Raw genomic sequence first — 25,540 nt, forward strand, 5'->3', positions numbered from 1 at the left:
CCCGAGAGCGCGCGAGGTTCCGCCGAAGAGCGCGTGAGGCGGGAACCCTCCCCGTGGGCCCGGTCGTTGAGATCCCGTGAGAAGTTCATGAGAGGCCCGGTGAGAGGTGATTTCGCTCTCTCTTTGCCGGGGCTCTTGGGTGAACGGCCACGCCTGGGGTTATCACGGAGCGGGAAGGGGGTGCGGGACGGTGGGAGCAATCAGGGGTGTGTGGCGTTGGCGGCACAATCCGCTGCGTCGCGCGACCGATCTGGTCGAGGCCTGGCTGGCCCTCGTGGTCCTGCTGCTGGTGCTGGTCGCCGCACCCGTGATCGGTTCGCTCGTCGGCGCGGTCGCGCAGGACACCCTGCAGCGGTCGGTCCGGGAGCAGCGCGCGGACCGGCACGTCGTGACGGCCACGGTGGTCAAGAAGCTGAAGGGGGCCGAGATCGACCCCGACCCCGACTCGGCCACCGCGCGGGACATCCGCAGCAAGGTCCTGGCCGACTGGACCGCCCCGGACGGCACCGCCCAGCACGGCACGGTGATGGCGAGCCTCAACACCCCGCACGCGGGCGACCACTTCAGGCTCTGGACGGACCAGCGCGGACACATAGTGGCCCGCCCGCTGGACTCGGCCACGGCGACGACGCACGCCGTGCTCGCCGGGCTCGGCGCGGCGCTGCTGACCGCCGGGCTCGTCGACAGCGGCAGACGGTTCGTGCTGTGGCGCATGGTCCGTCGCAGGTACGCCCGTTGGGACCGGGCATGGGAGCGGGCGGGCCCGGACTGGGGCCGGACCGGCACCGGCAGCTGACAGCCTTCCAACTCTGGTCAACCCACCGCCCGCACGCACGCTACGGTGGACCGGCGAAGGCTTCGGCATCAACCCGCGTACCACGAGGTGGGGGCACAGCAGCGCCATGGCACAGGGCACGGTCCAGGTGACGCACACCGGTACATCGCGGTGGCGGCGCCGCACAGGTGAGTACGCGTCGCTCGCCGCCGCCCTGGAGGCCGCGGCCGAGGGAGACGTCCTCACCGTCGCTCCCGGCACCTACCGGGAGAACCTCGTCGTGCAGCGGTCGGTGACCCTGCGCGGCCCGGAGGGTTCGCCCGGCTCTGTGCGCATCGCGCCCCTGGACGGCGTGCCGTTGACCGTCCGCGCCTCGGCGATCGTCCAGGACCTGCATGTCGAAGGCCAGGACTCGGCCGCGCCCGCCCTCCTTGTCGAGGAAGGCGCACCGGAGTTGACGGACCTTCGGATCGTCACCCGCTCCGCGTCCGGCATCGAGGTCCGCGGCGGCGCCCGCCCCACCGTGCGGCGCTGCACCGTCGACAACCCGGCCGGCATCGGGATCGCCGTACTCGACGGCGGTGGCGGGGTGTTCGAGGAGTGCGAGGTCGTCTCGGCCGGTCAGGCGGGCGTAGCGGTCCGCGGCGGCGGTCACCCGCGTCTGGAGCGCTGCCGTATCCACCACGCGTCGGGGGTGGGTCTGTCCGCGACGGGCGAGAACTCCGCGCTGGAGGCGGTGGGTTGTGAGGTCTACGAGACGCGGGGCAGCGGCGTCCAGATCACCGGCCGGGCCACCGCGCACCTCACCGACTGCGATGTGCACCGTACGGCCGCGGACGGCGTCACGCTCGACACCGACGCGGTGCTGACCCTGGCCGACTGCCGCATCCACGACATCCCGGAGAACGCGGTCGACCTGCGTTCCCGTTCGGTGCTGACGCTGACCCGGACGACGGTGCGTCAGTTCGGGCGCAACGGCCTGTCGGTGTGGGACCCGGGCACCCGCGTGGACGCCAACCAGTGCGAGATCTTCGACAGCACGGGCGACTATCCGGCGGTGTGGGTCAGCGACGGCGCGACCGTCGTCCTCGACTCCTGCCGGGTGCACGACGTACCGGACGCGCTGTTCGTGCTCGACCGCGGTTCGCGCGCGGACGTCGTCGACAGCGACATCTCCCAGGTCCGCAACACAGCCGTGTCGGTGAGCGACGGCGCGACCGCGCAGCTCGACGACTGCCGGATCCGGGACGCGGCCACGGGCGCGTGGTTCCGCGACCACGGCAGCGGCGGCACCCTCAACAACTGCACCGTGGATGCCACCCAGACCGGCGTGATCGTCACCAAGGGCGCCGACCCCAGCATCGAGCGCTGCACGGTCGACTCCCCCGCCGAGGCGGGCTTCTACGTCTCCGCGGGCGGCCGGGGCACCTTCCAGGGCTGCCGCGTGACGGGCAGCGGCGGCTACGGCTTCCATGTGATCGACGGCTGTCGTACGACGCTCAAGAAGTGCCGTACGGAGCGGTGCGCGCGCGGCGGTTACGAGTTCGCGGACGCGGGTCCGGACGCGGGACCCGGCACGGGACCCGTCGTCGAGGACTGCACCAGCGACGAGAGCGGCCTGAAGCCGCCCACCGCCCATGAGACGGCCGTGGAGACGGCGAGCCAGTCGACCAGCGTGCTGGGCGCGATCCCGCCCCAGCGCACGGCCGAGCAGGACCCGCTGATCCCCGCGACGGACCCGGAGAAGGAGTCCCGCTCGTCCAAGGACGTCCTCGGTGAACTCGACGCGCTGGTCGGCCTGGACAGCGTCAAGCGCGAGGTGCGCGCCCTCACCGACATGATCGAGGTGGGCCGGCGCCGCCAGCAGGCCGGCCTCAAGGCGGCCTCCGTCAAACGGCACCTGGTCTTCACCGGCTCCCCCGGCACCGGCAAGACGACGGTCGCCCGGCTCTACGGCGAGATCCTCGCCTCGCTCGGGGTCCTGGAGAAGGGGCACCTCGTCGAGGTGTCCCGGGTCGACCTGGTCGGCGAGCACATCGGCTCCACCGCGATCCGCACCCAGGAGGCCTTCGACAAGGCGCGCGGCGGAGTGCTGTTCATCGACGAGGCGTACGCCCTCTCTCCGGAGGACTCGGGACGCGACTTCGGTAAAGAAGCCATCGACACGCTGGTGAAGCTGATGGAGGACCACCGGGACGCGGTCGTGGTGATCGTCGCGGGCTACACGGCGGAGATGGAGCGGTTCCTGTCCGTCAACCCCGGTGTGGCGTCCCGTTTCTCACGGACCATCACCTTCAGCGACTACAACCCCGAGGAACTGCTGAGGATCGTCGAGCAGCAGGCCGAGGAGCACGAGTACCGGCTGGCCGAGGGCGCGTCCGAGGGGCTCACGAAGTACTTCACGGCGATCCCCAAGGGCGCCGCGTTCGGCAACGGCCGCACCGCGCGGCAGACGTTCGAGGCGATGGTGGAGCGGCACGCGAGCCGGGTCGCCCAGTTCGAGGAGCCGAGCACGGACGACCTGACCCTGCTCTACGCGGACGACCTGCCCGAGCTGCCCTGAGGCGGCACCTCGGGCCGCAGCCGGGCCAGCAGCCGCTCGCGTTCCTCCGCGAACGCGGGGTCGGCCTGGTAGTCGGAGTGGCCGAGGATCGGTGCGGGCAGCGGATGTCGTGCCGTACGGCCGTATTCCAGTGGGTCCTTGAGGGGTGGTTCGTGGTCCACCTCGGGGCCGCAGTCGGCGGAGACGCGCACCGGGCCGCCGATGGGGTCGGTGAGCCGGTACAGATTGCGCCAGCAGTCGACCTCACGGTGCAGCCGGGTCAGCGCGGCCGGTCCGAAGTGGGCCGGGAACCAGCGGCCGTAGAGGCGCTCCAGGGGTGAGCCGTAGGTCAGGAGGGCTACTCGTTTGCGTTGGGCGGGCTTGAGTTGCCAGGCCGCCGCTGCGGCGAGGACGCTGCCCTGGGAGTGGCCGGAGATGACGAGGCGGCCGCCGGTGGCGCGGGTCCAGGTGGCCATCCGCCAGGTCAGGTCGGGTACCGCGCGCTCGGCGTAGCAGGGCGGGGCGAAGGGGTGGGCGGCGCGCGGCCAGAAGGTGCCCACGTCCCAGAGGATGCCGATCGTGCGCCGCGCGGAGGCGTCTTTGTAGGCGCGCCTGCCCCAGGTGACGAAGAGTATGAAGCCGAGCCCGATCAGCCAGGAGCCGAGGCCCTGTGAGGTCTGGGCGGCGCCGTGCACGAAGGCGTGGCCCTCCTCTCCGGCCCGCGACGGTGTCCTGTCGGTGGTGAAGGCGCCGACGAGCGCCCCGGCGCCCAGGAGCAGGGTCGCAGTGGAGGTGACGGCGACGAGGAGGGGGCCGCGGTCGGTGAGCGTGGCCATCGCGCGCATGCTCGCGATCCGCGCGGTGCGCGCCCGGTCCTTGCGCCCGCCCGGGTAATCGCGCGCCACCGCGGCCAGTTCGCTGCGGCGCAGCCGCCAGGTGCGGTGGCCGAGCCCGGCGCAGAGGACGAGGACGACGATCAGCAGTGCCGGGATCACCGAGGCCTGCCAGGTGAGCAGGACGGGCGGGCCCGCGATGGACGTCCCGGTGCCGTCCAGCCAGTCGGAGACCCGCTGCGAGACCCCGCCGGACATCACGCCGCCCAGGGCGCAGGCCAGCATCGCGACGGCCGGCCCGCCGAGCCCGTGCATCGCGGCGCGCGGGTCGGGGTGGGTGCGGTGCAGAAGGTGGGCGACCACGGCGAGGGCGATAACCAACAGGCCCTGGACCAGAGCGATTCCGCCGAAGGCCGGGTCACCCGGCAGCCGCCCGGACGACTCCCATCCCGGGCGCGACCAGCCGGCGTACAGCAGGGCGAGGGCGAGCAGCAGGAGTGCGCCGAGCGGGAGGCGTCGGACGAGACGGCGGTCGAGGGCCTGGTCGAGGCGGTTCTCGCTGCGGCCCCGGCGGCACACCACGTAGACCACGACGAAGGCGAGGCCGGCGAGTGCGGTCTCCAGGAGTACGCCGAGGCGGGCCAACGGGTCGGAGCCGTCGGGTCCGCGGTCGAAGTGGACCGCCGAGACGGTGACGGCCGCGGCGACCGTGAGGAGGCCGGCCGCGGTGTGGGCGGCGCGGAGTCGGGCGACCAGGCGGCGGCCGTACCAGAAGCCGGGGCGGCCCAGGGAACTGCGGTCGGGCTCGTCGTCGGGTTCGGCTCTGCGGGGCATCGGCTGCTGGGACTCGTACTCGCTCCAGGTGCGGCGGGAGAGGTACCAGAGGAGGACGGTGAGCGCGGTCGGCACCAGGGCGGCGAGCGCGAGGCGGCGACCGGGGCGGCTCCACCAGCTGTCGTGCGACATCGCGGGCGACAGGAAGCCCAGCCAGGTGTGCCGTTCGGCGCACGCGCGCGTGCCGGCGCACTGCCAGGCGGCGAGATCGAGGGCAACCTCGCAGGCCGCGGCGACGAGCAGCACGGTCAGGGTCAGTCCCGCGAGGCGCACCAGGAGGCCGTAGAAACGGACCGTTCGTTTCCGGTCGCGGGCGGTGGGGCGCATCCAGTGGGCGAGGTTGACGACCATGAACGGCAGGAGCAGCAGCCACAGGGCACGGGTGCCGTTGCCCGAGGTGAGGTTGCACCAGACGTAGGCCTCGCGGATCGGCCCCTCGCGCTGGTCGGCGGGCTGGGACTCGGCGTCGACGTCGGCGGTGCGCCGGAAGACGGCGGCCGTGTCGTCGCCGGTGATCCGCACCGTGCGTGGATCGCCGAGCATCTCCTCGGGTGTGGCGCCACCGACTCCATGGACCAGGAGTTCCAGGGCGGGTTCGGTCTGATCAAGCCGTCCGGCGGGGCTCTTCGCCTCGCTCGTGACGGCGTGTTCCTGTACACGCTCCACTGTTCGCACATCCCCCGTGACGCACTGTCTGTCTGTGTCCGTGTGCACACCAGGATCGTCCTTTCCGGCGCGTCGCACACGCCCCGTCACCGAATCTCCCCCGATCGGTGTGACACGTGAGGAACGGAGGATGACCGAATGACATGTGCGCGTCGGGACAGGCGGTGGCGCGGTGCTTGCGGGGGCGTGCGAGGATTGGGGCGTCCGCGCACCGCAGCCGGGAAGAATGTCCTGGTCGGGGCGGGCGCGCTGGGCAGTCTGACGGGTTGCGGCGAAAGGACCGGAGCGTACGTGAGTGAGAATCAGAACCTCCTCGCGGAGCAGCGGCGCGCACTGATCCTCGACGAGGTCCGGCGCCGCGGTGGCGTCCGCGTCAACGAACTGACCCGCAAGCTCGGCGTGTCGGACATGACCGTGCGCCGCGATCTCGACGCGCTGGCCCGGCAGGGCGTCCTGGAGAAGGTGCACGGCGGGGCGGTACCGGTCGTCGAGGCGAGCACGCACGAGCCGGGCTTCGAGGCGAAGTCGGGGCTGGAGCTGACCGCCAAGGAGGACATCGCGCGGGCGGCGGCGGAGTTGGTGGCGCCGGGTACGGCGATCGCGCTCTCGGGCGGTACGACGACGTACGCGCTCGCGCATCACCTGCTCGAGGTCCCCGATCTCACCGTGGTCACCAACTCGGTGCGGGTGGCGGACGTGTTCCACGCGGCGCAGCGCACCTCGGGGCAGCTCCAGGGCGCGGCGACGGTCGTACTGACCGGCGGAGTGCGCACCCCCTCCGACTCGTTGGTGGGCCCGGTGGCCGACCAGGCGATCGCGGCGCTCCACTTCGACATGCTGTTCCTCGGCGTGCACGGCATATCGGTCGAGGCCGGCCTGTCGACACCGAACCTCGCGGAGGCCGAGACCAACCGGCGGCTCGTGCAGTCCGCGCGGCGGGTCGTGGTCGTCGCCGACCACACCAAGTGGGGGACGGTGGGCCTGAGTTCGTTCGCCGCGCTGGAACAGGTGGACACGCTGGTGACGGACGCGGGGTTGCCGGCCGAGGCGCGGGCGGACATCGCCGAGCATCTGCGACGGCTTGTGGTGGCGGGCGAACCCGATGACGGGGAAGACATCTGACGTTCCGTCAGCTAGGGTGACGCCCTCCCCGACCCCAACTACCGTTGCGTAGCGGAGGTTTCACCATGGCTCACCGTCTGCGTCCGGTGGGGATCGACTTCGTCGAGACCGCGCCCGTACGGCTCGTCTTCGCTCGAGAGGTCGCCGCGCCGCCGGAGGCGGTGTTCGGTGCGCTGGCCGAGGATGTGACCGGCTGGAGCGAGTGGTTCTCGGCGGTGAGGTCGGCTCGGCCTACCGGTGACGGGGCTGGGCGTGAGGTTCGGCTGCTGGGCGGGACGCGGTTCGACGAGACCGTGTTGGTGGCCAAGTCGCCGGAGACGTACGCGTATCGGGTCGATGTGACCAACGCGCCGGGGATTCGCGCGTTGGTCGAGGAGTGGCGGTTGACTCCTGTCGGGGGTGGGACTCGGGTTCAGTGGACGTTCGCCGCGGATGGGGCTGCGCCGTTTCGGGCTGTGTTGCGGTTGGCGCGGCCTGGGTTGGGGCGGGCGTTCAGGGATGCGGTGACGGCGTTGGATCGGCGGCTGGCCGGCTAGGGGTTCTTTGCTCAGGTCGGCCAGACTCCCGTTGCCAGGAGCGAGGTGATCGCCTTGCTGTACGGGGCGATGTCCAGGCCCTGTTCCGCCAGCCACGTGTCCGAGTAGTACTTGTCCAGGTAGCGGTCGCCCGGGTCGCACAACAGGGTTACCACGCTGCCCTGTTGGCCCGTTTCCACCATCTCGGCGATGATTTTGAGGGCGCTCCAGAGGCCGGTGCCCGTGGAGCCGCCCGCCTTGCGGCCGATGGCCTGTTCCAGGGCTCTTACGGCGGCGACGCTGGCCGCGTCCGGGACCTTCATCATGCGGTCGATCGCGCCGGGGACGAAGCTCGGTTCCATCCGGGGGCGGCCGATGCCCTCGATGCGGGAGCCGCAGTCGCGGGTGACGTCCTGGTCGCCGGTGGTCCAGCCCTCGAAGAAACAGGAGTTCTCCGGGTCGGCGACACAGACGCGGGTGTCGTGCTGCATGTAGTGGACGTAGCGCGCCAGGGTCGCGGAGGTACCGCCGGTGCCGGCCGTGGCGACGATCCACGCGGGCTCCGGGAAACGCTCCAACTCCAGCTGGCGGAAGATGGATTCGGCGATGTTGTTGTTGCCGCGCCAGTCCGTGGCCCGCTCCGCGTAGGTAAACTGGTCCATGTAATGGCCGCCGGTCTCCACCGCGAGGGCGGCCGACTCCTCGTACATCCTGCGCGGGTCGTCCACGAAGTGGCACTGCCCGCCGTGGAATTCGATCAGGCGGATCTTCTCCGCGCTGGTCGTGCGCGGCATGACCGCGATGAAGGGGACCCCGATCAGTTTGGCGAAGTACGCCTCGGAGACGGCCGTGGAACCGCTGGAGGCCTCGATCACCGGGCGGGTGGGCCGGATCCAGCCGTTGCAGAGGCCGTAGAGGAAGAGGGAGCGGGCGAGGCGGTGTTTGAGGCTGCCGGTGGGGTGGGTCGACTCGTCCTTCAGGTAGAGGTCGATGCCCCAGCGCTCGGGGAGCGGGAAGCGGAGCAGGTGGGTGTCGGCCGAGCGGTTGGCGTCGGCCTGGACCTTGCGGACGGCTTCTTTCAGCCAGCTCCGGTAGGCGGCGTCGCTGCGGTCGACGTCGAGGGTGGCACCGGTCAGGGCCTGTGGGGTGGTGCTCACGGCGGGGCTCCTTACGCTTCGCGCCGACGGCGCCTCGCGCGGCCGACGTCTCGATCATATGCACCTTCGGCACGCTTCTCACCTGCATAAACGTGCCTTTGGGTGCCTCAAAGGCATCCCTGGGGCAAGGGCGTCAACAGGGCATCGGCAGGCCGTCATTAGGCCGTCAGGAGGTCTTCGGCAAGCTTTCGCCGGGCTTCCGACAGGGGCGCGGGGGCGCACTCGCGCGAGTGCTCCGGGTACTCACCGTGACCGTGCGGTACGTACTGGTGCTCGACGCCCGTGGCGGGCAGACTGCACGGGAGCGGGACGAACGTCCTGAACGGGGGCGCACACTGGATCACAGAGGTCCTGGACCAAGGGGGCGGGGAAGCATGGCGGAGCCGGAGTTCACGGCCACGGGCGTGCGGATCGGGAAGCGGCTGCGGTCGCTCACGCGGGCCGGACAGGTCCGGATCAATGACGGCAGGCTGGAGTTGCTCACCAGTTACGGCAGCGAGATCGACAGCGCGCCGGTGCAGGCGGTGCGCGCGTCGAAACCCTGGTTCGCTCCCGAGGACCGGGCGCTGGCCGACCTCAACGGCAACAGGTATCTGTTGACCCTCGGCGAGCACGACCCCGCGCCCGGGCAACCGGGTCCGCCTGCGGCACGCCGGTTCATCGAGGCTGTGCGGAAGGCGGCGGGGCGGGGCGGCTGACAGGCGCTGTGGCGCTGTGGCGTCTCGGATCCTGCTCCGTAGAGCGGCTGATCCATGTCGTGGAGCGGTCGGTTCCATGGTGGGGGGGGGTGGCCGGTTCGTGGCGGGGAGCGCCCGGCTCCGTGGTAGGGAGCGCTCGGCTCCGTGGTAGAGCTGATCCGCGCCATTGACGGGCAGTCGTCGGCCGCGAGTTGCGGGATCGCGGCCCCTGAGCCACTCTGGTCTCACGTCACTCTGGGTTTACCGGCGATAACGCTGCGAACCAGCCCGCCGGACACAACAGCAGGCGGCCGTTCTCCGACCACTCTGCTGGATCCGAACTCCGTGTTCTTCCGGACCTCAGTCGGGGAGTCGCAGCCGTGATCAGTCACCCAAGCAGGCACTGCACGGTGGAGCTCCAAGCCCTGCCGTCGCGGATCGGCCAGGTCCGCAGAATCGTATCTGCGCAATTGCGCTACTGGCATCTGGACCCTCTGATAGACCGGGCCGCGCTCGGTGTCACAGAGCTCCTGACCAACGTCCACCGGCATGCCCAGCCCGACAAGACGTGCGTCGTCGAGATCGAGCTGGTGCTCGACCAGCTCATGGTCTCGGTGCACGACCACGATCCCCGGCTTCCGGTGGTCGGTGACATCGACGAGGTCTCTCCTACGGCCACTTGTGGGCGTGGACTCGCGATGGTCGCCGCGGTGAGCGAGAACTGGGGGGTGCGGCCGGACGGTGAGTCCGGGAAGGTCGTGTGGTTCGCGCTCAGTGCGGCTACGCCCGCGACGGCGACGGCGACTGCGACGCCGGGTCGTTCACCGCGCCGTACGGCGGTGGAGAAACCCGCGCACCGGTTCGTCACCGAGGTCGAGCACCCGGTTGACGGCCACCGGCCCCAACACGCTCCCGCCCGGTCCGCCGTTGCCGGTTGATCGGGCGGTGATTCGTTGCGGGGGGGGTGGTGGAGGGGGCGGGGAGGGTGGCTTTGGGGTGGCGGTGTTGAGCGGGAGGGGTGGCTGGGCCTGTCTTCTGACAGCGGCTTACCTGAGGCGTGTTTTTTCAACAGCGCGATGCTGGGCCGGTGTTGCGAACGCCGGGATGCTGGTCCGGTGTTGATCAGGCACCCGCGCGCACCTCTTATTGGTTCGGTCGCCTTCGGGGCGCCAAAGCCGGTGTCGAGAGCCCCACCGTGCTCGGCGCTGCGCGCCTCCGCGCGCTGGGGCTCTCGACACCGGCGCGCCCCTACGGCTCCCTCTCGGCCGTCCACGTGGGGACAGTCCGACTTGGTGGGCCCTCACCGTCTGTTTGGGTGGACGCCCTGCACTTGTCTACCGGTGTCTTGTCACTCTGTGGCGATCGCCCGGAGTACGTCCAGCCGTGCTGCCCGGCGGGCTGGGCGTAGGCCCGCGAGTGCTCCTGCGGTTACGCCGACCAGGGCCACCACCACTAGTTGTACGGGCGGGAGCGCGAAGGCGAAGGCGCTGTCGCTGGCGCCGTCCGAGGCCTTGACCAGGACCCAGCCGAGGAAGGCGCCCAGGGCTAGGCCGCCCAGCGTGCCGAAGGCGGCGACCAGGACCGACTCCCAGCGGACCATGGCCCGGAGTTGGGAACGGGTCTGGCCCACTGCCCTCAACAGGCCCAGTTCGCGGGTGCGTTCGTGGATCGCCAGGGTGAGTGTGTTGGCGATGCCCAGGAGCGCGATCAGGACCGCGAGGGCCAGCAGGGCGTAGACGAGGGTCAGCATCATGTCGATCCCGCCCGCCGAGGACTGCGCGTATTCGTGGCGGGTCTGAACTTGTGGGTTGCCGTAGTGGGCTGCGATCGAATCGACTGCGGCTTTGCCTTTGGCCGTGCTCACGCCCTCCTTGAAGGAGACGGCGACGAGCGTGTCGGAGTCCTGGGTGCGGTGTGGGGACCAGGCGGCGCGGGTGATGACGTAGTCGCCGGCGAGTTCGGACTGACCGTAGATCGCGCGGACTGTGAAGGTCTTCTTCTGGCCGTCGGTGAAGGCCAGTTGGGCTGTGCTGCCGGTGGTCAGGTGTTGGCGGTCGGCTTCCGTTCTGGTGATGGCGATGCCGTCGGTGCCGAGGGAGCGGAGGGAGCCCTGGACCGTGCCGAGGTCGAAGGTGCGGGCGAGGGCGGTGGGATCCGTGACCGTCAATGCCCGTCCCTTGCCGTCTACTTCGGCTACTCCGCGGCCGAGTCCCACTGCCGTGTCCACCTCGGGCAACTTGCCGATGGCTCCGGCCAGTTCGGGGCTCAGGCCACTGCCGCCCGCTCCGAAGGAAGGAGTGCTGACGGCTACGTCACCGGCGAAGGACCGGGACACCGTCTGGTCCATCGTCGCCTTCAACGAGGCGCCGAAGACGGTGAACAGCGACACCACGGCCACGCCGATCATCAGCGCGCTGGCGGTGGCGGCCGTCCGGCGGGGGCTGCGCAGGGCGTTGCGTCGGGCCAGTCCACCGGTGACGCCGCGCAGTCGGTCCAGGGGGCTACCGAGGACGCGTACCGCCGTGGAGGAGGCGACCGGGCCGAGGACCACGAAGGCGACCAGGGCCAGTACCGCCCCAACTCCCGCCAGCAGCAAGGACGGTGAGATCAGTACGCCGGTGAGCGTCGCGGAGACGGCAAGGAGCGCGAGGGCCGTTCCTGTTACCGCTCGGACGCGGGACGCGCCTGACTGGTCCACGGCCGTCTCGCGCAGCGCCGCGAGGGGTGCGGTGCGGCCCGCTCGTACCGCCGGCATGAGTGCGGAGCCCAGGCAGACGATGATGCCGACCGCGAGTGGCAGGACCATGGAGAGCGTTTTGATCACCAAGTCGCCCTCGGGGAACGGGAATCCGATGGCCGGGAACAGTGCCTTCAGTCCGGCCGCGATGCCGATTCCGCCCGCCAGTCCCGCGGCGGATGCGGCGACTGCGACGACGCTCGCCTCGGTGACCGTGGCCGCCGTCACCTGGCGGCGGGAGGCGCCGAGCGCTCGCAACAGGGCGTTCTCTCGGGTGCGTTGGGCGATGACGATCGCGAAGGTGTTGTGGATGGAGAAGGTCGCGACCAGCAGGGCGATGCCGGAGAACACCAGCAGGAACGTGGTGAAGATGGTGAGGAACTGGGACGAGATCATGTCCGTGTTCTCCTGGGCCGACTGTTGGCCCGTGATCGCCTCAACTCCCTTGGGGAGGACGGGAGTCAGCCGGTCGGCCAGTTGCGTCTGGCTGATGCCGGGGCCGGCGCGCACGCTGATGCTCGACGCCTCGCCGGGCTTGGCGGTGAGGTACTTCTCGGCGTCGGCCTGCGTCATGCCGGTGAAGGTCACCTGTGCCATACCGTCCTCGCCGCCGAAGGTCGCGAGGCCGACGATCGTCACCTTGACGGGGTTGGGCGTGCGCAGCGTCGTCGTGTCGCCGATCTCCAGGTGGCCCTTGTCGGCGGCACCTCGGTTGATGACAACCTCGCCCGGCCTGGCCGGAGTTCGGCCTTCCGCGAGGCGGTACGGGTTGAGTTTCGGGTCGGTGATCCAGTTGCCGGCGAGGGTGGGCGGGCCCTTGCCGCCGATGGCCTCGCCGTTGGCGCCGACGAGTTGGCCCGCGCCCTGGATGCTGGGGGCGGCTGCCGCGACGCCGGGGACTTGGCCGATGGTCTTCAGCAGGGCCGTGCTCACCGGTTGCCGAACGCCCTCGCTCTCGCCCGGTGTTGTGATGGCGTCGGCGCTGCGCACCACGGCGTCCGTGCCGCTGGTCGCGTCGCCGAACATGGTGTCGAAGTTGGCGCGCAGGGTGTCACCCATGACCAGGGTCCCGGCGAGGAAGGCGACTCCTAGGAACACGGCGAGGAACGTACCGGCGAAGCGCCTTTTGTGGGCCCGTAGGGAGGACATGCTGAGGCGGGCGGAGGCGTTCATGACCTCACGTCCTCGAAGGCCTTCAGGCGGTCCAGGACCTTTTCGGCCGTGGGGGAATCCATACGGTCCACCAGGCGTCCGTCCGCGAGGAAGACGACCTCGTCCGCGTGGGCGGCGGCCACCGGGTCGTGGGTCACCATCACGACCGTGCGGTCCGTCTGCTGTACCGCGCGCCGGAGCAGGCCCAGGACCTCGCCGCCGGAGCGGGAGTCGAGGTTGCCGGTCGGCTCGTCGGCGAAGACGACCTCCGGGCGGCCCGCGAACGCCCTTGCCACGGCGACGCGTTGCTGCTGGCCGCCGGAGAGCTCGGAGGGGCGGTGGTGGAGGCGGTCGCGCAGGCCGACCACGTCGACGAGCGCGTCGATCCACTCCCGGTCGCCCCTCGCCCCGGAGAGGTCGAGAGGCAGGGTGATGTTCTCCGCGACGGTCAGCGTCGGCACCAGGTTGAACGCCTGGAAGACGAAGCCGACGCGGTCGCGGCGGAGGAGGGTCAGGCGGCGGTCGTCGAGGGAGCCGAGTTCCGTGTCGCCGATGTACGCGGCGCCCGAGGTGAGTGTGTCCAGTCCGGCCGCGCAGTGCATCAAGGTCGACTTGCCGGAGCCCGAGGGGCCCATGATCGCGGTGAAGCGGCCGGCCGGGAAGTCGACGCTCACTCCGTCCAGGGCTCGTACGGCGGTGTCGCCGACGCCGTACACCTTGACGGCGTCGACGACCCGCGCGGCCGTGCGGGTGGTGGTCGCGGTGGTCATGCCGGGCCGCCTCCCTTGCCTGCGGTGCGGCCGAACTGCTCGTCCAGGACGGAGAGGCGGCGCCAGTACTCGTCCTCGTCGATCTCGCCGGAGGCGAAGCGGCGGCCGAGGACCGCGAGCGGGGAGTCGCCGGTGGGGCGGGTGTCGGCCAGCGCGCGCCACGGTCCGCCGCGCCCGATCCCGCGACCGCTCCAGCCGGTGCGGCGCAGGACGGTCACCACGCCGACCACCACGGCCGCCCAGATCAGCGGGAAGAACAGGATCCACGGGCCGGGGCCGCCGCCGTTCCAGTTCGCCAGAGTCTGCATGTCGATTCATCTCCAAGTGGTCCGGAGCCCGGAGGGGGCTTCCTGTGATGTCTGGTGATGTATCGAGCCTGGCTCCGGGGAGGGGTCCGGGTCGTCGTACGGCCAGCGGCAGTGCGTGTACCTCCCGGGGAGTACGTGCGTGCGTTCCGGCTGCTCCGTAGGTTCTCGACTTCTGTACCTACTAGTATGTACAGTCCGCGTATGAGCACCCCGGAGCGACTGATCGAGTCCACCCGCGAGCTGCTGTGGGAGCGCGGCTACGTCGGCACCAGCCCCAAGGCGATCCTGGAGCGCGCGGGCGCCGGGCAGGGCAGCATGTACCACCACTTCAAAGGCAAGCCGGAGCTGGCGCTGGCCGCGATCCGGCGGACGGCCGAGGAGTTGCGGGCTGCCGCCGAGGGAGTACTCGACGGGCCCGGCACGCCGTACGAGCGGATCGAGGCGTATCTGCGGCGCGAGCGCGATGTGTTGCGCGGGTGTCCGGTCGGGCGGCTGACGATGGATCCCGACGTGATCGCCAGCGCCGAGCTGCGGGAACCGGTGGACGCGACGCTCGACGCGATCCTGGAGCGGCTCGCCGGGATCGTCGAAGAGGGCAAGGAGCAGGGGCAGTTCGGGCCGGAGCTGGACGGCGAGGAGATCGCGGCGACGATCCTCGCGACCTTGCAGGGCGGTTATGTGCTGGCCCGCGCGTCGGGGTCACCGGCCGCCTTCGACGCAGGCGTTCGGGGACTGCTCTCCCTGCTCTCGCCCGTGAAATCCCCCTCCGACTCTCCCTCCTGAGGAGGCACTTGATGCACGCCATGCAGTACGAACTCACCCTGCCCGCCGACTACGACATGGGCATCATCCGGGGCCGGGTCGCGCGGGTCGGGCATCTGCTCGACGAGTGGGACGGGCTCGGCGTCAAGGCGTATCTCCTGCGTGAGCGCGGGGTGCACGGTTCGCCGGTCAACCAGTACGCGCCGTTCTATCTGTGGAACACGGTGGAGGGCATGAACCGCTTCCTCTGGGGCGGCGCGTTCCAGGGGCTCGTCAATGACTTCGGGCGGCCTAAGGTGGTGCGGTGGTCGGGCCTCGCGTACGAGGAGGGCGGCGCCTCGGGTTCCCCCGCCGCGGTCGCGGTGCGGCGGCGCCAACGGATACCGGAGGGTGGGGAGTTGGCCGCCGTCATGGAAGAAGCGGTGCGCGAGACACGGCAGTTGGCCGGGGCGGACGGTGCGGTGTTCGCGGCGGCGGCCGTCGACCCGCACAGCTGGGAGCTGGTCCACTTCTCGCTCTGGGAGCAGGACACGCCGAAGGCGGAGGGGGACGTGTTCCAGGTGCTGCATCTTTCGGCGCCGGGGCGGGGCGCCTTGCCGCGAGGGCGGCAGTGGTGACCCGCTCTCGCCGGAGCCGGTCGGCGGAGGCCGGCGAGGGACCGCTATGTTCGACGCGAACATCGAACATGTGGAGCTCGTGTGCAGACGACAGTGGAGCCGCCGAGAGCAGCGGCGGAGGCGGAGGTAACGGCAGCCGGGTGGCCGCGGTACTGGCCGCTTCTGTTGCTGGGGGCGGCCGTCGTTCCCGGGCTGCTGCTCTTCTCCGTCGGGCGGTGGATGGACTCCCCGGCCGTGCAGGCCTGGCGGACCGTGTGCCTCGCCATCACCACGCAGGCGCTGCCCTTCCTGCTGCTGGGTACGGCGCTGTCGGGGGCGATCAACGCCTTCGTACCGGCGCGGGTGTTCACGAAGGTACTGCCCAAGCGGGCCGCGTTCGCCGTGCCGGTCGCCGGGATGGCGGGGGTCGTGCTGCCGGGGTGCGAGTGCGCGTCGGTGCCGGTCGCGAACAGTCTGATCGGGCGCGGGGTCACCCCGGCCGCCGCGTTCGCGTTCCTGCTCTCGGCGCCCGCGATCAATCCGGTCGTACTGACGGCCACCGCGATCGCGTTTCCCGCCAGCCCGGTGATGGTGCTGGCCCGGTTGCTCGCCTCGCTCGCGACCGCCGTGGTGATGGGCTGGCTGTGGCTCTGGCTGGGGCGTGAGGAGTGGCTGCGGCCGGTCGCGCGGCACACCGGGCACCGGCCGGGGCACAGCCGCTTCACGGAGTTCCGGACCGGCTTCCAGCACGACTTCCTGCACGCGGGTGGGTTCCTGGTCGTCGGTGCCATGGCGGCGGCGACCTTCAATGTCGCGGTACCGCGCTCCGTGCTCGACACCTTCGCCGGCTCGCCCTGGCTGTCCGTGCTCTTCCTGGCCGCGCTCGCGATCATCCTCGCGGTCTGCTCCGAGGCCGACGCCTTCGTGGCGTCCTCGCTCACGGGCTTCTCCCCCACTGCCCGGCTCGCTTTCATGGTGGTCGGCCCCATGGTGGACCTGAAGCTGATCGCCCTCCAGGCGGGCACCTTCGGCCGGGCCTTCGCGGTCCGCTTCTCCGCCGCCACGACGGTCGTCGCGGTGCTGTCCAGCGCGCTGATCGGAGCCGTACTGCTGTGAGACGCCCCCTCCAGGTGACCCTGCTCGTCCTCAGCGGCCTGGGCCTGCTGCACGCCTCGCTCTTCACCGACCTGTGCCTGCGCTACGTCAAGCCGAGCATGCGCCCGATGCTGGTCGTGTCCGGGTTCCTGCTGATTCTGCTCGGCATCGCGGAGGCCTGGTCACGGTCACGGCAGACCCCGGGCGTGGATGACCACCACACAGGCCAAGGCCACATAGGCGAGAACCACATAGACCAGCACCACACCGAACTCCCCGAAGAGCACACGGGCCACAACCACTCCAAGGTGCCCCGCGTCGCCTGGCTGCTCTTCCTCCCCGCGCTCAGCCTCCTCTTCTACGCCCCGCCCGCCCTCGGCGCCTACACCGCCTCCCGCGCCGCGACCAAGGCCGTCCCCGTGCAGGACGCCTTCGACCCGCTGCCCGCGACCTCGCCGCTGCCGATCACCCTGACCGACTTCACCACCCGCGTGCAGCAGGACCGCAAGCGGGCCATCAAGGGCCGGACCGTCCAGCTGACCGGGTTCGTCACGCCCGACAAGGGCAGCACCTACTGGGACCTGACCCGGATCATGATCTCGTGCTGCGCGGCGGACGCCCAGTCCATCAAGGTGCGGGTCTACGGCATCCCGGCCCTGGCCGCCAACACCTGGGTGACGATCACCGGGACCTGGCACGCGAGCGGAACCCTGGGGACGAGTTCTGCCCGCGCCGCGCTCAACGGCGTGACCGTCGAGAAGGTCGCCAAGCCGGTGAACGCCTACCAGGACGCCCCGCCGTTCGCGACCTCACGCTGAGGCCAGACCGCTGAGGCCAGACCGCTGAGGCCAGACCGCTGAGCTAGGCCACCGAGATGTCCACGGACGGCCGCAGTTTCGCCGCAGCGGCCAGGGCCTCATGCATGGGATGGCCGTCGAAGGCCTCCAACAGGGCTTCGTCCGCCGGGAGTCCGGATGCCGGGTAGGCGATCTGCTCGTAGGCCGCCTGGAAGCGGGGGCCCCAACGGCGGGCGCCCAGGCGGGCCGTGCGGGAGCAGTTGTCGACCATGTAGGCCACGTCCCGTGCGTGCATGTAGGGCAGCAGGGAGTCGACCGCCTCGATGACGGACTCGTTGACGATCTCGGACCAGGGGTGGCCGCGCTCGGCGAACTCGTCGACCTGGGCGGTCATCGTCGCCACGAACACCCCGGCGGTGAACGGATCGACGGGCAGGGCCCGTTCGGCCCGGCGCGCCCGCACCTCAGCTCCTACGGCCCACATCGGGGAACCGCCGATCCCGCTCATCTCCCGCGCCCCGAGCCACCGTTCGGCAAGAACCACGCTGCGCAGCTCGGTGCCGTCGGCGACCTCGTCGTAGATCTCGGCGACGATCTCGCGGGCGGGACCGTAGGTCGCCGAGTACACGCGGTCGAAGACCTCCCGTCCGGCCGGGTCCAACTCCTCGCGGACGGCGCGGAGTCCGGCCTGGGAGATGGTGCGGGCGATCGGGCCGGTGACGTTCTCGCAGGAGCGCTCGTACGCGGTCACCGCGTCGTCGCCGGTCAGGCGGTAGCGCGTGAACAGGCTCTCGACGATGCCGTGGACGGCGCCGAGCAGGATGGCGCGTTCGCCCACGATGTCGGAGCGGTACTCGCTCTCCAGGGTGGTGCGGAAGGTGTACGGCGAGCCCAGCGCGACCGACCAGCCGAGCGCGCGGTCGGTGGCCTTGCCGTCGGGGTCGGCGTGGACGGCGTAACTGCTGTTGATACCGGCGCCGTTGATCTCGGCGCCCTGCTCGTAGAGCCGGCGCACGGAGTCGCCCATGCCCTTGGGGCAGACGGCGATGACTCCGTGTCCGGGCGGGAACTCCCCACCGGTAGCCCGGAGATGACCGAGCAGGAAGCCGTGCGAGAGGCCGATGGTCGCGCCGGGCTGCAACGCCGCGAAGATCTCCTCGTGATGGGCGGCGAGGGCGGCGTCCGCGATCAGCAGGATCACCAGGTCGCTGTCGGCGGTGACCGCGAGCCAGTCGCCGAGCGTGCCGTCCTCCTCGGTGAAGCCGTGCGCGCGGGCGTCCGCCACCGATGCCGAGCCAGGACGCAGCCCGACACTCACCCGGATGTCCGTACCGGCGAGGGAGTCGCGCAGGTTGCGGGCCTGGGCGCGGCCCTGCGGGCCCCAGCCGATGACGCCGATGCGGCGGACGCCGGCGAAGGCCTCGGGGAGCAGCGGGAAGAGGTGCCGGCCGCCGCGCAGGATGGTCTCCGTGCCGCCGGGCACGTCCATCGTTTCGAGGGCGAAGACGGCGGAGGTGTACGTGGTCGAGGTCATGGTCGAGTTGTAGGCTCCGGGCAAGTGTTGCAGCAAGCGCAACTTACGCAGCGGCCTGTTGCGCAAAGCGAAAGGGCCAGGTCACGGTATGCGGGACGACCATCGGGAACTGCGGCTTTTCCTGCATCTGGCGCAGACGCTGAACTTCGGGCGGACCAGTCTCGACTGCCATGTCAGTCCGGCGACGCTCACCCGGACCGTGCAGCGGCTGGAGGCCGGCCTCGGACACCGGCTCTTCGACCGCGGTGCGCGCGGGGTCTCCCTCACCGCGGAGGGGCACCGCTTCCGTGAATACGCCGTCCAGGCACTGGAGTTGTGGCGCACCTACCGCGAGGAGCATCCCGACCCGGCCGAACTCACCGGCCGTCTCACCCTGTTCGCCACGGTGACCGCCTGCCAGGCCCTGCTGCCCGACCTGTTGGCGCCGTTCCGGGCCGCGCATCCGCAGGTACGGCTCGATCTGCGCACCGGCGACGCGGCGGCGGCGCTGGCCCGCCTCGACGAGGGCGAGGCCGACGTGGCGGTCGCGGGCATCCCACCCCGGCTGCCGGAACCCCTGGTCAGCCGGACGGTCACGGTGACCGAACTGGTCCTGGTCACCGCGCGCGACCGTCCCGACCCGGGTCTCGACGGCCCGTTCGTCCTCCCGCACCGGGGCCTGGTCCGCGAGGCTGCCGACCGCTGGTTCCGCACCCGGGGCACGACACCCGACGTGGCCTGCGAACCGGACGGCCACGAAGGCCTGCTGACCCTGGTCGCCCTGGGCTGCGGGACGGGAGTGGTACCCCGCCTCGTCCTGGACAACAGCGCCGTACGGGAACGGCTGACGGTGATCCCGGCGGACCCACCACCGGAGCCGTTCCCGATCGGGCTCTGCGTACGACGAGCGGACCTGCGCCGCCCACTGGTGGCAGCCCTGTGGAGCCTGACGGCGCCATAGGCGCCCCAAAGGGGCGCAGGGCTGTATTTGATTTGCGGCTACCGCCGCGCGGGCGCGCCCAGCCACAACGGGCGCCGCAGCAAACCGACGACGCACGCCCCGCTACTCCCAGCGGAGCGCCTAGTCCAGGTCAACCGGCCCGTCGTTCTTCTTCTCGTCCTTCTTCGCCTGCAACTGGAGCAGATTCTTGACCTCGTCACCGGGCCGACGCCCGTCGGGGTCCGCCCCGCTCAGATTCCCCCGCACCGAGTCCAGAATCGTCAGCCCCTGCGAGACAAGCCCCGCGGCGATCTCGCCAAGCCCGTCCGCCCCGTTGAGAACGTTGACGTTGGCCCCCGCAAGACCCCCCGCCGCTTCCTTGACGATCTGCGGAAGCTGGTCGATCAGCATCCGGTCGAGCGCGACGCGGTCGTACGACGCCGCCGCCTCGGCCTGGATCTTCATCCGGTCCGCCTCGGCGATGGCGAGCAGCTTGATCCGCTGGGCCTCGGCCTCGGCCGGCTTGACGATCTCGGCGACCAGCTGCTGCTGGCGCAACTCGGCCTGGCGCTGGGCCAGTTCGGTCTGCGCGGCGAGCACTTCCTGCTGGGCGTGGGCCTGCGCGAGCGGTCCGGCCTGCGCGGCCTGCGCCTGGGCGCGGTCGACCTCGGCCGAGTACTCGGCCTTGACGACCGCGGTCTGCCGGGCGTACTCGGCCTGGTTGCGGGCCGCGACCTGCTCCGCCTCGACGGAGGCCTGGGTGGCCTGGGCCTGGGCGATCTGGGCCTGCCGCTGGATGGCCGCCTTGTGCGGCGCGGACATGGCCTCGATGTAGCCGACCTCGCCGTCGTCGATCGACTGGATCTGCAGCGAGTCCACGATCAGGCCGATCTTCGCCATCTCGACCTTTGACGTGTCGAGAACCTCGGCGGCGAGCTTCTGCCGCTCCGTGACGATCTCCTCGACCGTCATCGAGCCGATGATGGACCGCAGGTGACCGGCGAAGATCCGGCCGGTCAGGACCGACATCTGGTCCTGGTCGGAGAGGAAGCGCTGGCCCGCGTTGATGATGCTCTCGGTGTCGTTGCCGACCTTGAACGCGATCACGGCGCGGACGTGCAGCGCGATGCCCTGCCTGGTCACACAGGTCTCGGTGACCTCGGCCTCGCACATCGACAGCGTGAGGAAGCGGGTCTTGCGGAAGACCGGCAGCACGAACTTTCCGTGCCCCGTGACCACTCGGAACGGCGCGCCCCCCAGTCCCCGCCTGCCACCCGAGATCAGCATCGCCTCATCGGGGGCGGGAACGCGGTAACCGAACATTCTGGTACTCCTCACTCAGCGCCGGCGGGGTCCCCGCCCAGCGCGTCCAATGGATCCACCCACTTGATGACGTGGACCTCACGACTTCCTCGCGACTCGATCACGAGTACGGTCGCCCCCGTGGGCAGAGGATCGTCCGACCAGGCGAGGAAGGTCTCGGAGCCGCCTCGGACGCGCACCAGGATCTCGCCGGGGCCCGCGCTTCCGCGGGTCGCGATGATCACCTGCCCCGTGCATCCGATCACGGGCTCATCCTGCGGCATCACACGCCGCCCTCCATCCTCTGGCCTTAGGTTTCCGACGATAGACCTACTCTGCCCCGGCTCCCAACGGGCTCGTCGATTCCTTCTTCCGGACACCGTCCTCAAGATCAGGACAGGGCCGCCAGCGGATCGTCGAGCACCGGCTGCCACGCCAACTCGGCTGCCCCGACCAGGCTGTTGTGGTCGAGGGTGCAGGCGAGGATCGGCACGCCTCCGCTCTGCCCCCACAGACTCCGGTCGGCGACGACCGCGCGCAGCCGGTCCGGGTCGGCGTCCAGGAGGCTGCGGTGCAGTCCGCCGAGGATGATCCGGTCGGGGTTGAGGATGTTCACCAGGCCCGCGAGCCCCAGCCCGAGCCGGTCGATGAGCGCTTCGGTGGCCTTCCGGACGGTCGGGTCGTCGTAGTGGTGGCGGATCAGCTCGTTGGACTCCTGGAGCAGGGACACCTCGGGGCCGGGCTCACGACCGGCGGCCGTGAGGAAGGCGAGCGGGTCGGCCTCGACGTCGAGACAGCCGCGGCTGCCGCAGTAGCAGGGGCGCCCTTCGGGGTTGACGGTGAGGTGCCCGACTTCGAGCGCGAGGCCCGAACTCCCGGTGTGCAGACGCCCGTCGAGCACCAGCGCGCCGCCCACACCCCGGTGTCCGGTCGCCACGCACAGCAGGTCCCGGGCGCCGCGTCCCGCGCCGTGCCGGTGCTCGGCGAGCGCGGCGAGGTTGACGTCGTTGCCCGCGAACGCGGGACCGGTGAGGCCGGCCGCGCGCACGCACTCGGCGAAGATCCGCCGCACCGGCGCGCCTGCGGGCCAGGCCAGGTGGAGGGGGTTGAGCGCCAGTCCTTCGGGCTCGGCCACGGCGGACGGTACGGCGAGCCCGGCACCGACGCACCGCCGGCCGGTCTCACGCAACAGATCGGCACCGGCCTCGACGACCGAACCGAGCACCTTCGCCGGGTCTGCGTCCACGGCCTCGCAGCCGGGCGCGGTCGCGACGATCTGGCCGCCGAGTCCGACCAGTGCGGCGCGGAAGCCGTCTGCGTGTACCTGGGCTGCGAGGACTACGGGTCCGTCCTCGGCGAGCGCGAGTCGGTGCGAGGGGCGTCCCTGTGAACCGGCTGCCGCGCCGGGCCTTGCGTCGACCCTGATCAGGCCCAGGGCCTCCAGCTCGGCGGCCACCGCGCCGGCCGTCGCGCGGGTCACCCCGAGTTCGGCGGTGAGTACGGCGCGGGTGGGGGCACGGCCGGTGTGCACGAGCTCCAGGGCGGGGCCGAGCGCTCCGCGGCCCCGGTCCAGTCGTGCCCTTGAGGTTGTCCCTTCGCCGCTCATGAGGGGGAGTCTCCCATGATCCGTAGAGCGAGCCGGTGGGGGTCGTGGTCACAGTGACGGCCGGTGGGGGCTGGTCGCGCAGTTCCCCGCGCCCCTGAAAAGCAACGCCCGCTCAGAAGCCACTCACTCTCAGCGTCACGTTAAGCCTTCCCCGTAGCCCCAACTCCCCCGGCCCCGTGCCCTCGTACACCCTCGGCACCCCGTGATACGCCAGCCTCGACGCGCCCCCGAACACGAACAAGTCGCCGCTCCTCAACTCGACGTCCGTGTACGGCCTCGTGCGGGTCTGGGTGTTGCCGAAGCGGAAGACGCAGGTGTCGCCGAGGCTGAGGGAGACCACGGGGGCGTCGGAACGCTCGTCGGCGTCGCGGTGCATGCCCATGCGGGCGTCGCCGTCGTAGAAATTGATCAGGGCGATGTCGTACGACGCCGTCGGCGCCCCCAGTGCGTCGGTGACCGCCCGCTGCGCGAGGTCGTCGAGCCAGGTCGGGAAGGGTTTCACCGGGGTGCCGTCGCCGTCGGTCGTCGTGCGGGAGTAGGCGTACGGGTACCAGTGCCAGCCCAGGCACACCTGTCGGGCGGTCATCGTGCCGCCGCCGGGGGTGCGGACCGTGCGCAGGCCGGCGGGCGGCCGGGCCCACTCGCGGCAGGCCGTCAGGAGGTCGCGCTGGCGGTCCGGGGAGAGCCAGTCCGGCACCTGCACCGCGCCCGGCGTGATCTCCGTACGAACTCTCGGAAACAGCTCGGCGTCCATGGCCCCATCCTGCCCCGACCGGCCATGAGCTGGCACTCGGTTAGCCTTGGCGCACGATGGACGACCATATCGACCGAATGACGACTCCGTGGGGCGAGCGCGCCCTGGCCCGCTTCCCCGAGGACCCGCGCGACCAGTTGCGTGCCTGGGACGCCTCCGACGAATACCTTCTGCGGCATCTGGCGGAACAGGACACCCCGCTGTCCGGCACGGTGGTGATCGTGGGCGACCGCTGGGGCGCCCTGGCCACGGCCCTCGCGGAGCACGGTCCGGTGCAGATCACGGACTCGTTCCTCACGCAGGAGGCGACCAAGGCGAACCTCGCCCGGGGTGAGGTCGACGCGGATTCCGTACGGCTGCTCACCACCCAGGATCCGCCGCCCGAGCGGGTCGACGTGCTGCTGGTCCGGGTGCCCAAGAGCCTCGCGCTGCTGGAGGACCAGCTGCTGCGGCTGGCGCCCGCGGTGCACGCCGACACCGTCGTCGTCGGTACCGGGATGGCGAAGGAGATCCACACCTCGACGCTGAAGCTGTTCGAGCGGATCCTCGGCCCGACCCGGACCTCGCTGGCCGAGAAGAAGGCCCGGCTGATCTTCTGCACGCCACGGTCGTCGGCAGCGCGTGGCACCAACCCCTGGCCGCACAGTTACGCCCTGCCCGACGGCATCGGCGTGGTGTCGGGGCGGACCGTGGTCAATCACGCGGGTGTGTTCTGCGCCGAGCGCCTCGACATCGGCACCCGTTTCCTCCTCCAGCATCTGCCCTCAAGTCGTGGGCTCGGCAAGGTGGTTGACCTCGGGTGCGGCAACGGTGTCGTGGGTACGGCGGTGTCGTTGGCCGATCCGGAGGCCGAAGTCCTGTTCGTGGACGAGTCGTTCCAGGCCGTCGCCTCGGCGGAGGCCACGTACAAGGCGAACGGCGTTCCGGGGCAGGCCGAGTTCAGGGTCGGGGACGGGCTGGTCGGGGTGCCTGCCGACAGCGTGGACCTCGTGCTCAACAATCCGCCGTTCCACTCCCACCAGGCGACGACCGACGCGACGGCCTGGCGGATGTTCTCCGGGGCGCGGCGCGCGCTGCGGCCGGGCGGCGAGCTGTGGGTGATCGGCAACCGGCATCTCGCGTACCACGTGAAGCTGAAGCGGCTCTTCGGCAACAGTCAACTGGTCGCCAGCGACGCGAAGTTCGTGGTGCTGAAGGCCGTCAAGCGCTAGCCCGACCGTCCGTCTCCGGCGAGTACGCCGATGATCCGGGCCACCGCTTCCGCCATGGCCTCCCGCCCCACGCTCAGGTACTTGCGGGAGTCGACAGCCTCGGGGTGTTCGGCGAGGAACGCGCGGATCGCGCCGGTCATCGCCTGGTTGAGGGCCGTGCCCACGTTGACCTTGGTGATGCCGCCGGCGACGGCCGCGGTCAGTTCGTCGTCGGGGACTCCCGAGGAGCCGTGCAGGACGAGGGGGACGTCCAGGGCCGCGGTGAGCCGCTTGAGGAGGTCGTGGTCGAGGGTGGCGGTACGGGTGGTCATGGCGTGCGTGCTGCCGATGGCCACGGCGAGTGCGTCCACGCCGGAGTCGGCGACGAAGGCGCGGGCCTCGGCGGGGTCGGTGCGGGCGCCGGGTGCGTGGGCGTCGAGGGGCGGCTCGCCGTTCTTGCCGCCGACCTCTCCCAACTCGGCCTCGATCCACAGGCCTTGGGAGTGGGCCCAGTCGGCGGCGGTGCGGGTCGCGGCGAGGTTCTCGGCGTAGGGCAGGCGGGCCGCGTCGTACATGACGGAGCTGAATCCGCCGTCGCGTGCCTGTCGTAGCAGCTCGTCGCTCTGGACGTGGTCGAGGTGCAACGCGACGGGTACGGCGGCCCGTTCGGCGGCGGCGACGGCCGCACGGGCGAGCGGGAGGAGGCGGCCGTAGCGGAACTTGACGGCGTTCTCGCTGACTTGGAGGACGACGGGGGCGGTCGCGGACTCGGCGCCGGCGATGACGGCCTCGACGTGTTCCAGGGTGATGATGTTGAAGGCGGCGACCGCGGAGCGGGCCGTGGCGGCGCTGGTGACAAGCTCGCCGGTGGTGACGAGGGGCACGGCCTTTCCTTTC

23 protein-coding genes are annotated in these 25,540 nt (G+C 71.0%); 12 read left to right on the plus strand and 11 right to left on the minus strand.

Annotation, left to right across the window (positions count from 1 at the left end):
* The first annotated feature begins 190 nt into the window (after positions 1-190).
* Both SPR02S_RS16555 and SPR02S_RS16560 read left to right on the plus strand, forming a co-directional pair.
* A complete protein-coding gene (locus tag SPR02S_RS16555) occupies positions 191-796 on the plus strand; it encodes an Rv1733c family protein (RefSeq protein WP_026150605.1) in 606 nt (201 codons plus the stop codon).
* A 106-nt stretch (positions 797-902) separates the two neighbouring features.
* Complete coding sequence (locus SPR02S_RS16560; RefSeq protein ID WP_019058099.1) at positions 903-3,338, plus strand: right-handed parallel beta-helix repeat-containing protein; 2,436 nt, start codon at positions 903-905, stop codon at positions 3,336-3,338.
* Here SPR02S_RS16560 and SPR02S_RS16565 read toward each other — a convergent pair.
* A complete protein-coding gene (locus SPR02S_RS16565; protein WP_019058100.1) occupies positions 3,308-5,650 on the minus strand; it encodes a membrane protein in 2,343 nt (780 codons plus the stop codon). The genes SPR02S_RS16560 and SPR02S_RS16565 overlap by 31 nt on opposite strands.
* A 291-nt stretch (positions 5,651-5,941) precedes the next feature.
* Between SPR02S_RS16565 and SPR02S_RS16570 the strand changes: the two genes are divergently transcribed.
* On the plus strand, positions 5,942-6,772 hold the full coding sequence (locus tag SPR02S_RS16570; RefSeq protein WP_019058101.1) for a DeoR/GlpR family DNA-binding transcription regulator: 831 nt from the start codon (positions 5,942-5,944) through the stop codon (positions 6,770-6,772).
* A 65-nt stretch (positions 6,773-6,837) separates the two neighbouring features.
* On the plus strand, positions 6,838-7,308 hold the full coding sequence (locus tag SPR02S_RS16575) for an SRPBCC family protein (protein WP_026150606.1): 471 nt from the start codon (positions 6,838-6,840) through the stop codon (positions 7,306-7,308).
* Between the two features lie 11 nt (positions 7,309-7,319).
* Here SPR02S_RS16575 and cds1 read toward each other — a convergent pair whose 3' ends face one another.
* Positions 7,320-8,444: an L-cysteine desulfhydrase Cds1 gene (cds1, locus tag SPR02S_RS16580; protein ID WP_019058103.1), complete on the minus strand. Its 1,125-nt coding sequence runs from the start codon at positions 8,442-8,444 to the stop codon at positions 7,320-7,322.
* Positions 8,445-8,818: 374 nt separating this feature from the next.
* Here cds1 and SPR02S_RS16590 point away from each other — a divergent pair, with 374 nt between their 5' ends.
* The gene (locus tag SPR02S_RS16590) at positions 8,819-9,142 is read left to right on the plus strand and encodes a hypothetical protein (RefSeq protein WP_019058105.1); all 324 of its coding nucleotides are present in this window, start codon (positions 8,819-8,821) and stop codon (positions 9,140-9,142) included.
* A gap of 359 nt (positions 9,143-9,501) precedes the next feature.
* On the plus strand, positions 9,502-10,059 hold the full coding sequence (locus tag SPR02S_RS16595) for an ATP-binding protein (RefSeq protein WP_026150607.1): 558 nt from the start codon (positions 9,502-9,504) through the stop codon (positions 10,057-10,059).
* A 410-nt stretch (positions 10,060-10,469) separates the two neighbouring features.
* On the opposite strand, the gene SPR02S_RS16600 is transcribed toward SPR02S_RS16595, so the two are convergent.
* From SPR02S_RS16600 to SPR02S_RS16610, 3 genes are read right to left on the minus strand one after another with little or no spacing between them, the layout of a single operon-like run.
* Positions 10,470-13,031, minus strand: a complete 2,562-nt coding sequence (locus SPR02S_RS16600; RefSeq protein WP_019058107.1) for an ABC transporter permease — start codon at positions 13,029-13,031, stop codon at positions 10,470-10,472.
* Positions 13,028-13,780, minus strand: coding sequence for an ABC transporter ATP-binding protein (locus SPR02S_RS16605; protein WP_019058108.1), 753 nt, complete (start codon positions 13,778-13,780; stop codon positions 13,028-13,030). The genes SPR02S_RS16600 and SPR02S_RS16605 overlap by 4 nt, the downstream gene beginning before the upstream one ends.
* The gene (locus SPR02S_RS16610) at positions 13,777-14,088 is read right to left on the minus strand and encodes an SHOCT domain-containing protein (RefSeq protein ID WP_019058109.1); all 312 of its coding nucleotides are present in this window, start codon (positions 14,086-14,088) and stop codon (positions 13,777-13,779) included. The genes SPR02S_RS16605 and SPR02S_RS16610 overlap by 4 nt, the downstream gene beginning before the upstream one ends.
* Positions 14,089-14,289: 201 nt before the next feature.
* On the opposite strand from SPR02S_RS16610, the gene SPR02S_RS16615 reads away from it, so the two are divergent.
* From SPR02S_RS16615 to SPR02S_RS16630, 4 genes are all read left to right on the plus strand, one after another.
* Positions 14,290-14,871, plus strand: a complete 582-nt coding sequence (locus SPR02S_RS16615) for a TetR/AcrR family transcriptional regulator (RefSeq protein ID WP_019058110.1) — start codon at positions 14,290-14,292, stop codon at positions 14,869-14,871.
* Between the two features lie 11 nt (positions 14,872-14,882).
* Positions 14,883-15,467: a DUF4865 family protein gene (locus SPR02S_RS16620; RefSeq protein WP_019058111.1), complete on the plus strand. Its 585-nt coding sequence runs from the start codon at positions 14,883-14,885 to the stop codon at positions 15,465-15,467.
* Between the two features lie 81 nt (positions 15,468-15,548).
* Entirely contained in the window at positions 15,549-16,562 is a 1,014-nt protein-coding gene (locus tag SPR02S_RS16625) for a permease (RefSeq protein WP_026150609.1), read from the plus strand.
* A complete protein-coding gene (locus SPR02S_RS16630; RefSeq protein WP_026150610.1) occupies positions 16,559-17,359 on the plus strand; it encodes a TIGR03943 family putative permease subunit in 801 nt (266 codons plus the stop codon). The genes SPR02S_RS16625 and SPR02S_RS16630 overlap by 4 nt, the downstream gene beginning before the upstream one ends.
* Positions 17,360-17,402: 43 nt before the next feature.
* On the opposite strand, the gene SPR02S_RS16635 is transcribed toward SPR02S_RS16630, so the two are convergent.
* On the minus strand, positions 17,403-18,872 hold the full coding sequence (locus SPR02S_RS16635) for a ketol-acid reductoisomerase (RefSeq protein ID WP_019058114.1): 1,470 nt from the start codon (positions 18,870-18,872) through the stop codon (positions 17,403-17,405).
* Between the two features lie 88 nt (positions 18,873-18,960).
* Between SPR02S_RS16635 and ilvY the strand changes: the two genes are divergently transcribed.
* Positions 18,961-19,812 (plus strand): HTH-type transcriptional activator IlvY, encoded by an 852-nt coding sequence (ilvY, locus tag SPR02S_RS16640; protein ID WP_019058115.1) that lies wholly within the window; start codon positions 18,961-18,963, stop codon positions 19,810-19,812.
* 120 nt (positions 19,813-19,932) lie between these two features.
* Here ilvY and SPR02S_RS16645 read toward each other — a convergent pair whose 3' ends face one another.
* From SPR02S_RS16645 to SPR02S_RS16660, 4 genes are all read right to left on the minus strand, one after another.
* The gene (locus SPR02S_RS16645) at positions 19,933-21,114 is read right to left on the minus strand and encodes an SPFH domain-containing protein (RefSeq protein ID WP_019058116.1); all 1,182 of its coding nucleotides are present in this window, start codon (positions 21,112-21,114) and stop codon (positions 19,933-19,935) included.
* A gap of 11 nt (positions 21,115-21,125) precedes the next feature.
* The gene (locus SPR02S_RS16650; protein WP_019058117.1) at positions 21,126-21,377 is read right to left on the minus strand and encodes an NfeD C-terminal domain-containing protein; all 252 of its coding nucleotides are present in this window, start codon (positions 21,375-21,377) and stop codon (positions 21,126-21,128) included.
* Between the two features lie 107 nt (positions 21,378-21,484).
* Positions 21,485-22,699: an ROK family protein gene (locus SPR02S_RS16655; RefSeq protein WP_078622915.1), complete on the minus strand. Its 1,215-nt coding sequence runs from the start codon at positions 22,697-22,699 to the stop codon at positions 21,485-21,487.
* A 112-nt stretch (positions 22,700-22,811) separates the two neighbouring features.
* On the minus strand, positions 22,812-23,453 hold the full coding sequence (locus SPR02S_RS16660) for an alpha-ketoglutarate-dependent dioxygenase AlkB family protein (protein ID WP_019058119.1): 642 nt from the start codon (positions 23,451-23,453) through the stop codon (positions 22,812-22,814).
* Between the two features lie 77 nt (positions 23,454-23,530).
* Here SPR02S_RS16660 and SPR02S_RS16665 point away from each other — a divergent pair, with 77 nt between their 5' ends.
* Positions 23,531-24,664: a methyltransferase gene (locus tag SPR02S_RS16665; RefSeq protein WP_026150611.1), complete on the plus strand. Its 1,134-nt coding sequence runs from the start codon at positions 23,531-23,533 to the stop codon at positions 24,662-24,664.
* On the opposite strand, the gene SPR02S_RS16670 is transcribed toward SPR02S_RS16665, so the two are convergent.
* Positions 24,661-25,527 carry a class II fructose-bisphosphate aldolase gene (locus SPR02S_RS16670; RefSeq protein ID WP_019058121.1) on the minus strand — a complete coding sequence of 289 codons (867 nt, stop codon included), beginning with the start codon at positions 25,525-25,527 and terminating at the stop codon, positions 24,661-24,663. The two genes, SPR02S_RS16665 and SPR02S_RS16670, sit on opposite strands and share 4 nt — an antisense overlap.
* Between the last annotated feature and the right edge of the window lie 13 nt (positions 25,528-25,540).

It is taken from the genome of Streptomyces prunicolor NBRC 13075 (assembly GCF_000367365.1).
In the GTDB taxonomy this organism is placed as follows: Bacteria; Actinomycetota; Actinomycetes; order Streptomycetales; family Streptomycetaceae; genus Streptomyces; species Streptomyces prunicolor.

Coding starts and splice junctions, on each gene's coding strand:
- SPR02S_RS16560 (WP_019058099.1), top strand. CDS start 903: ATGGCACAGGGCACGGTCCAGGTGACGCACACCGGTACATCGCGGTGG.
- SPR02S_RS16575 (WP_026150606.1), top strand. CDS start 6,838: ATGGCTCACCGTCTGCGTCCGGTGGGGATCGACTTCGTCGAGACCGCG.
- SPR02S_RS16590 (WP_019058105.1), top strand. CDS start 8,819: ATGGCGGAGCCGGAGTTCACGGCCACGGGCGTGCGGATCGGGAAGCGG.
- SPR02S_RS16600 (WP_019058107.1), bottom strand. CDS start 13,031: ATGAACGCCTCCGCCCGCCTCAGCATGTCCTCCCTACGGGCCCACAAA.
- SPR02S_RS16605 (WP_019058108.1), bottom strand. CDS start 13,780: ATGACCACCGCGACCACCACCCGCACGGCCGCGCGGGTCGTCGACGCC.
- SPR02S_RS16610 (WP_019058109.1), bottom strand. CDS start 14,088: ATGCAGACTCTGGCGAACTGGAACGGCGGCGGCCCCGGCCCGTGGATC.
- SPR02S_RS16615 (WP_019058110.1), top strand. CDS start 14,290: ATGAGCACCCCGGAGCGACTGATCGAGTCCACCCGCGAGCTGCTGTGG.
- SPR02S_RS16620 (WP_019058111.1), top strand. CDS start 14,883: ATGCACGCCATGCAGTACGAACTCACCCTGCCCGCCGACTACGACATG.
- SPR02S_RS16635 (WP_019058114.1), bottom strand. CDS start 18,872: ATGACCTCGACCACGTACACCTCCGCCGTCTTCGCCCTCGAAACGATG.
- ilvY (WP_019058115.1), top strand. CDS start 18,961: ATGCGGGACGACCATCGGGAACTGCGGCTTTTCCTGCATCTGGCGCAG.
- SPR02S_RS16645 (WP_019058116.1), bottom strand. CDS start 21,114: ATGTTCGGTTACCGCGTTCCCGCCCCCGATGAGGCGATGCTGATCTCG.
- SPR02S_RS16650 (WP_019058117.1), bottom strand. CDS start 21,377: ATGCCGCAGGATGAGCCCGTGATCGGATGCACGGGGCAGGTGATCATC.
- SPR02S_RS16655 (WP_078622915.1), bottom strand. CDS start 22,699: ATGAGCGGCGAAGGGACAACCTCAAGGGCACGACTGGACCGGGGCCGC.
- SPR02S_RS16660 (WP_019058119.1), bottom strand. CDS start 23,453: ATGGACGCCGAGCTGTTTCCGAGAGTTCGTACGGAGATCACGCCGGGC.
- SPR02S_RS16665 (WP_026150611.1), top strand. CDS start 23,531: ATGACGACTCCGTGGGGCGAGCGCGCCCTGGCCCGCTTCCCCGAGGAC.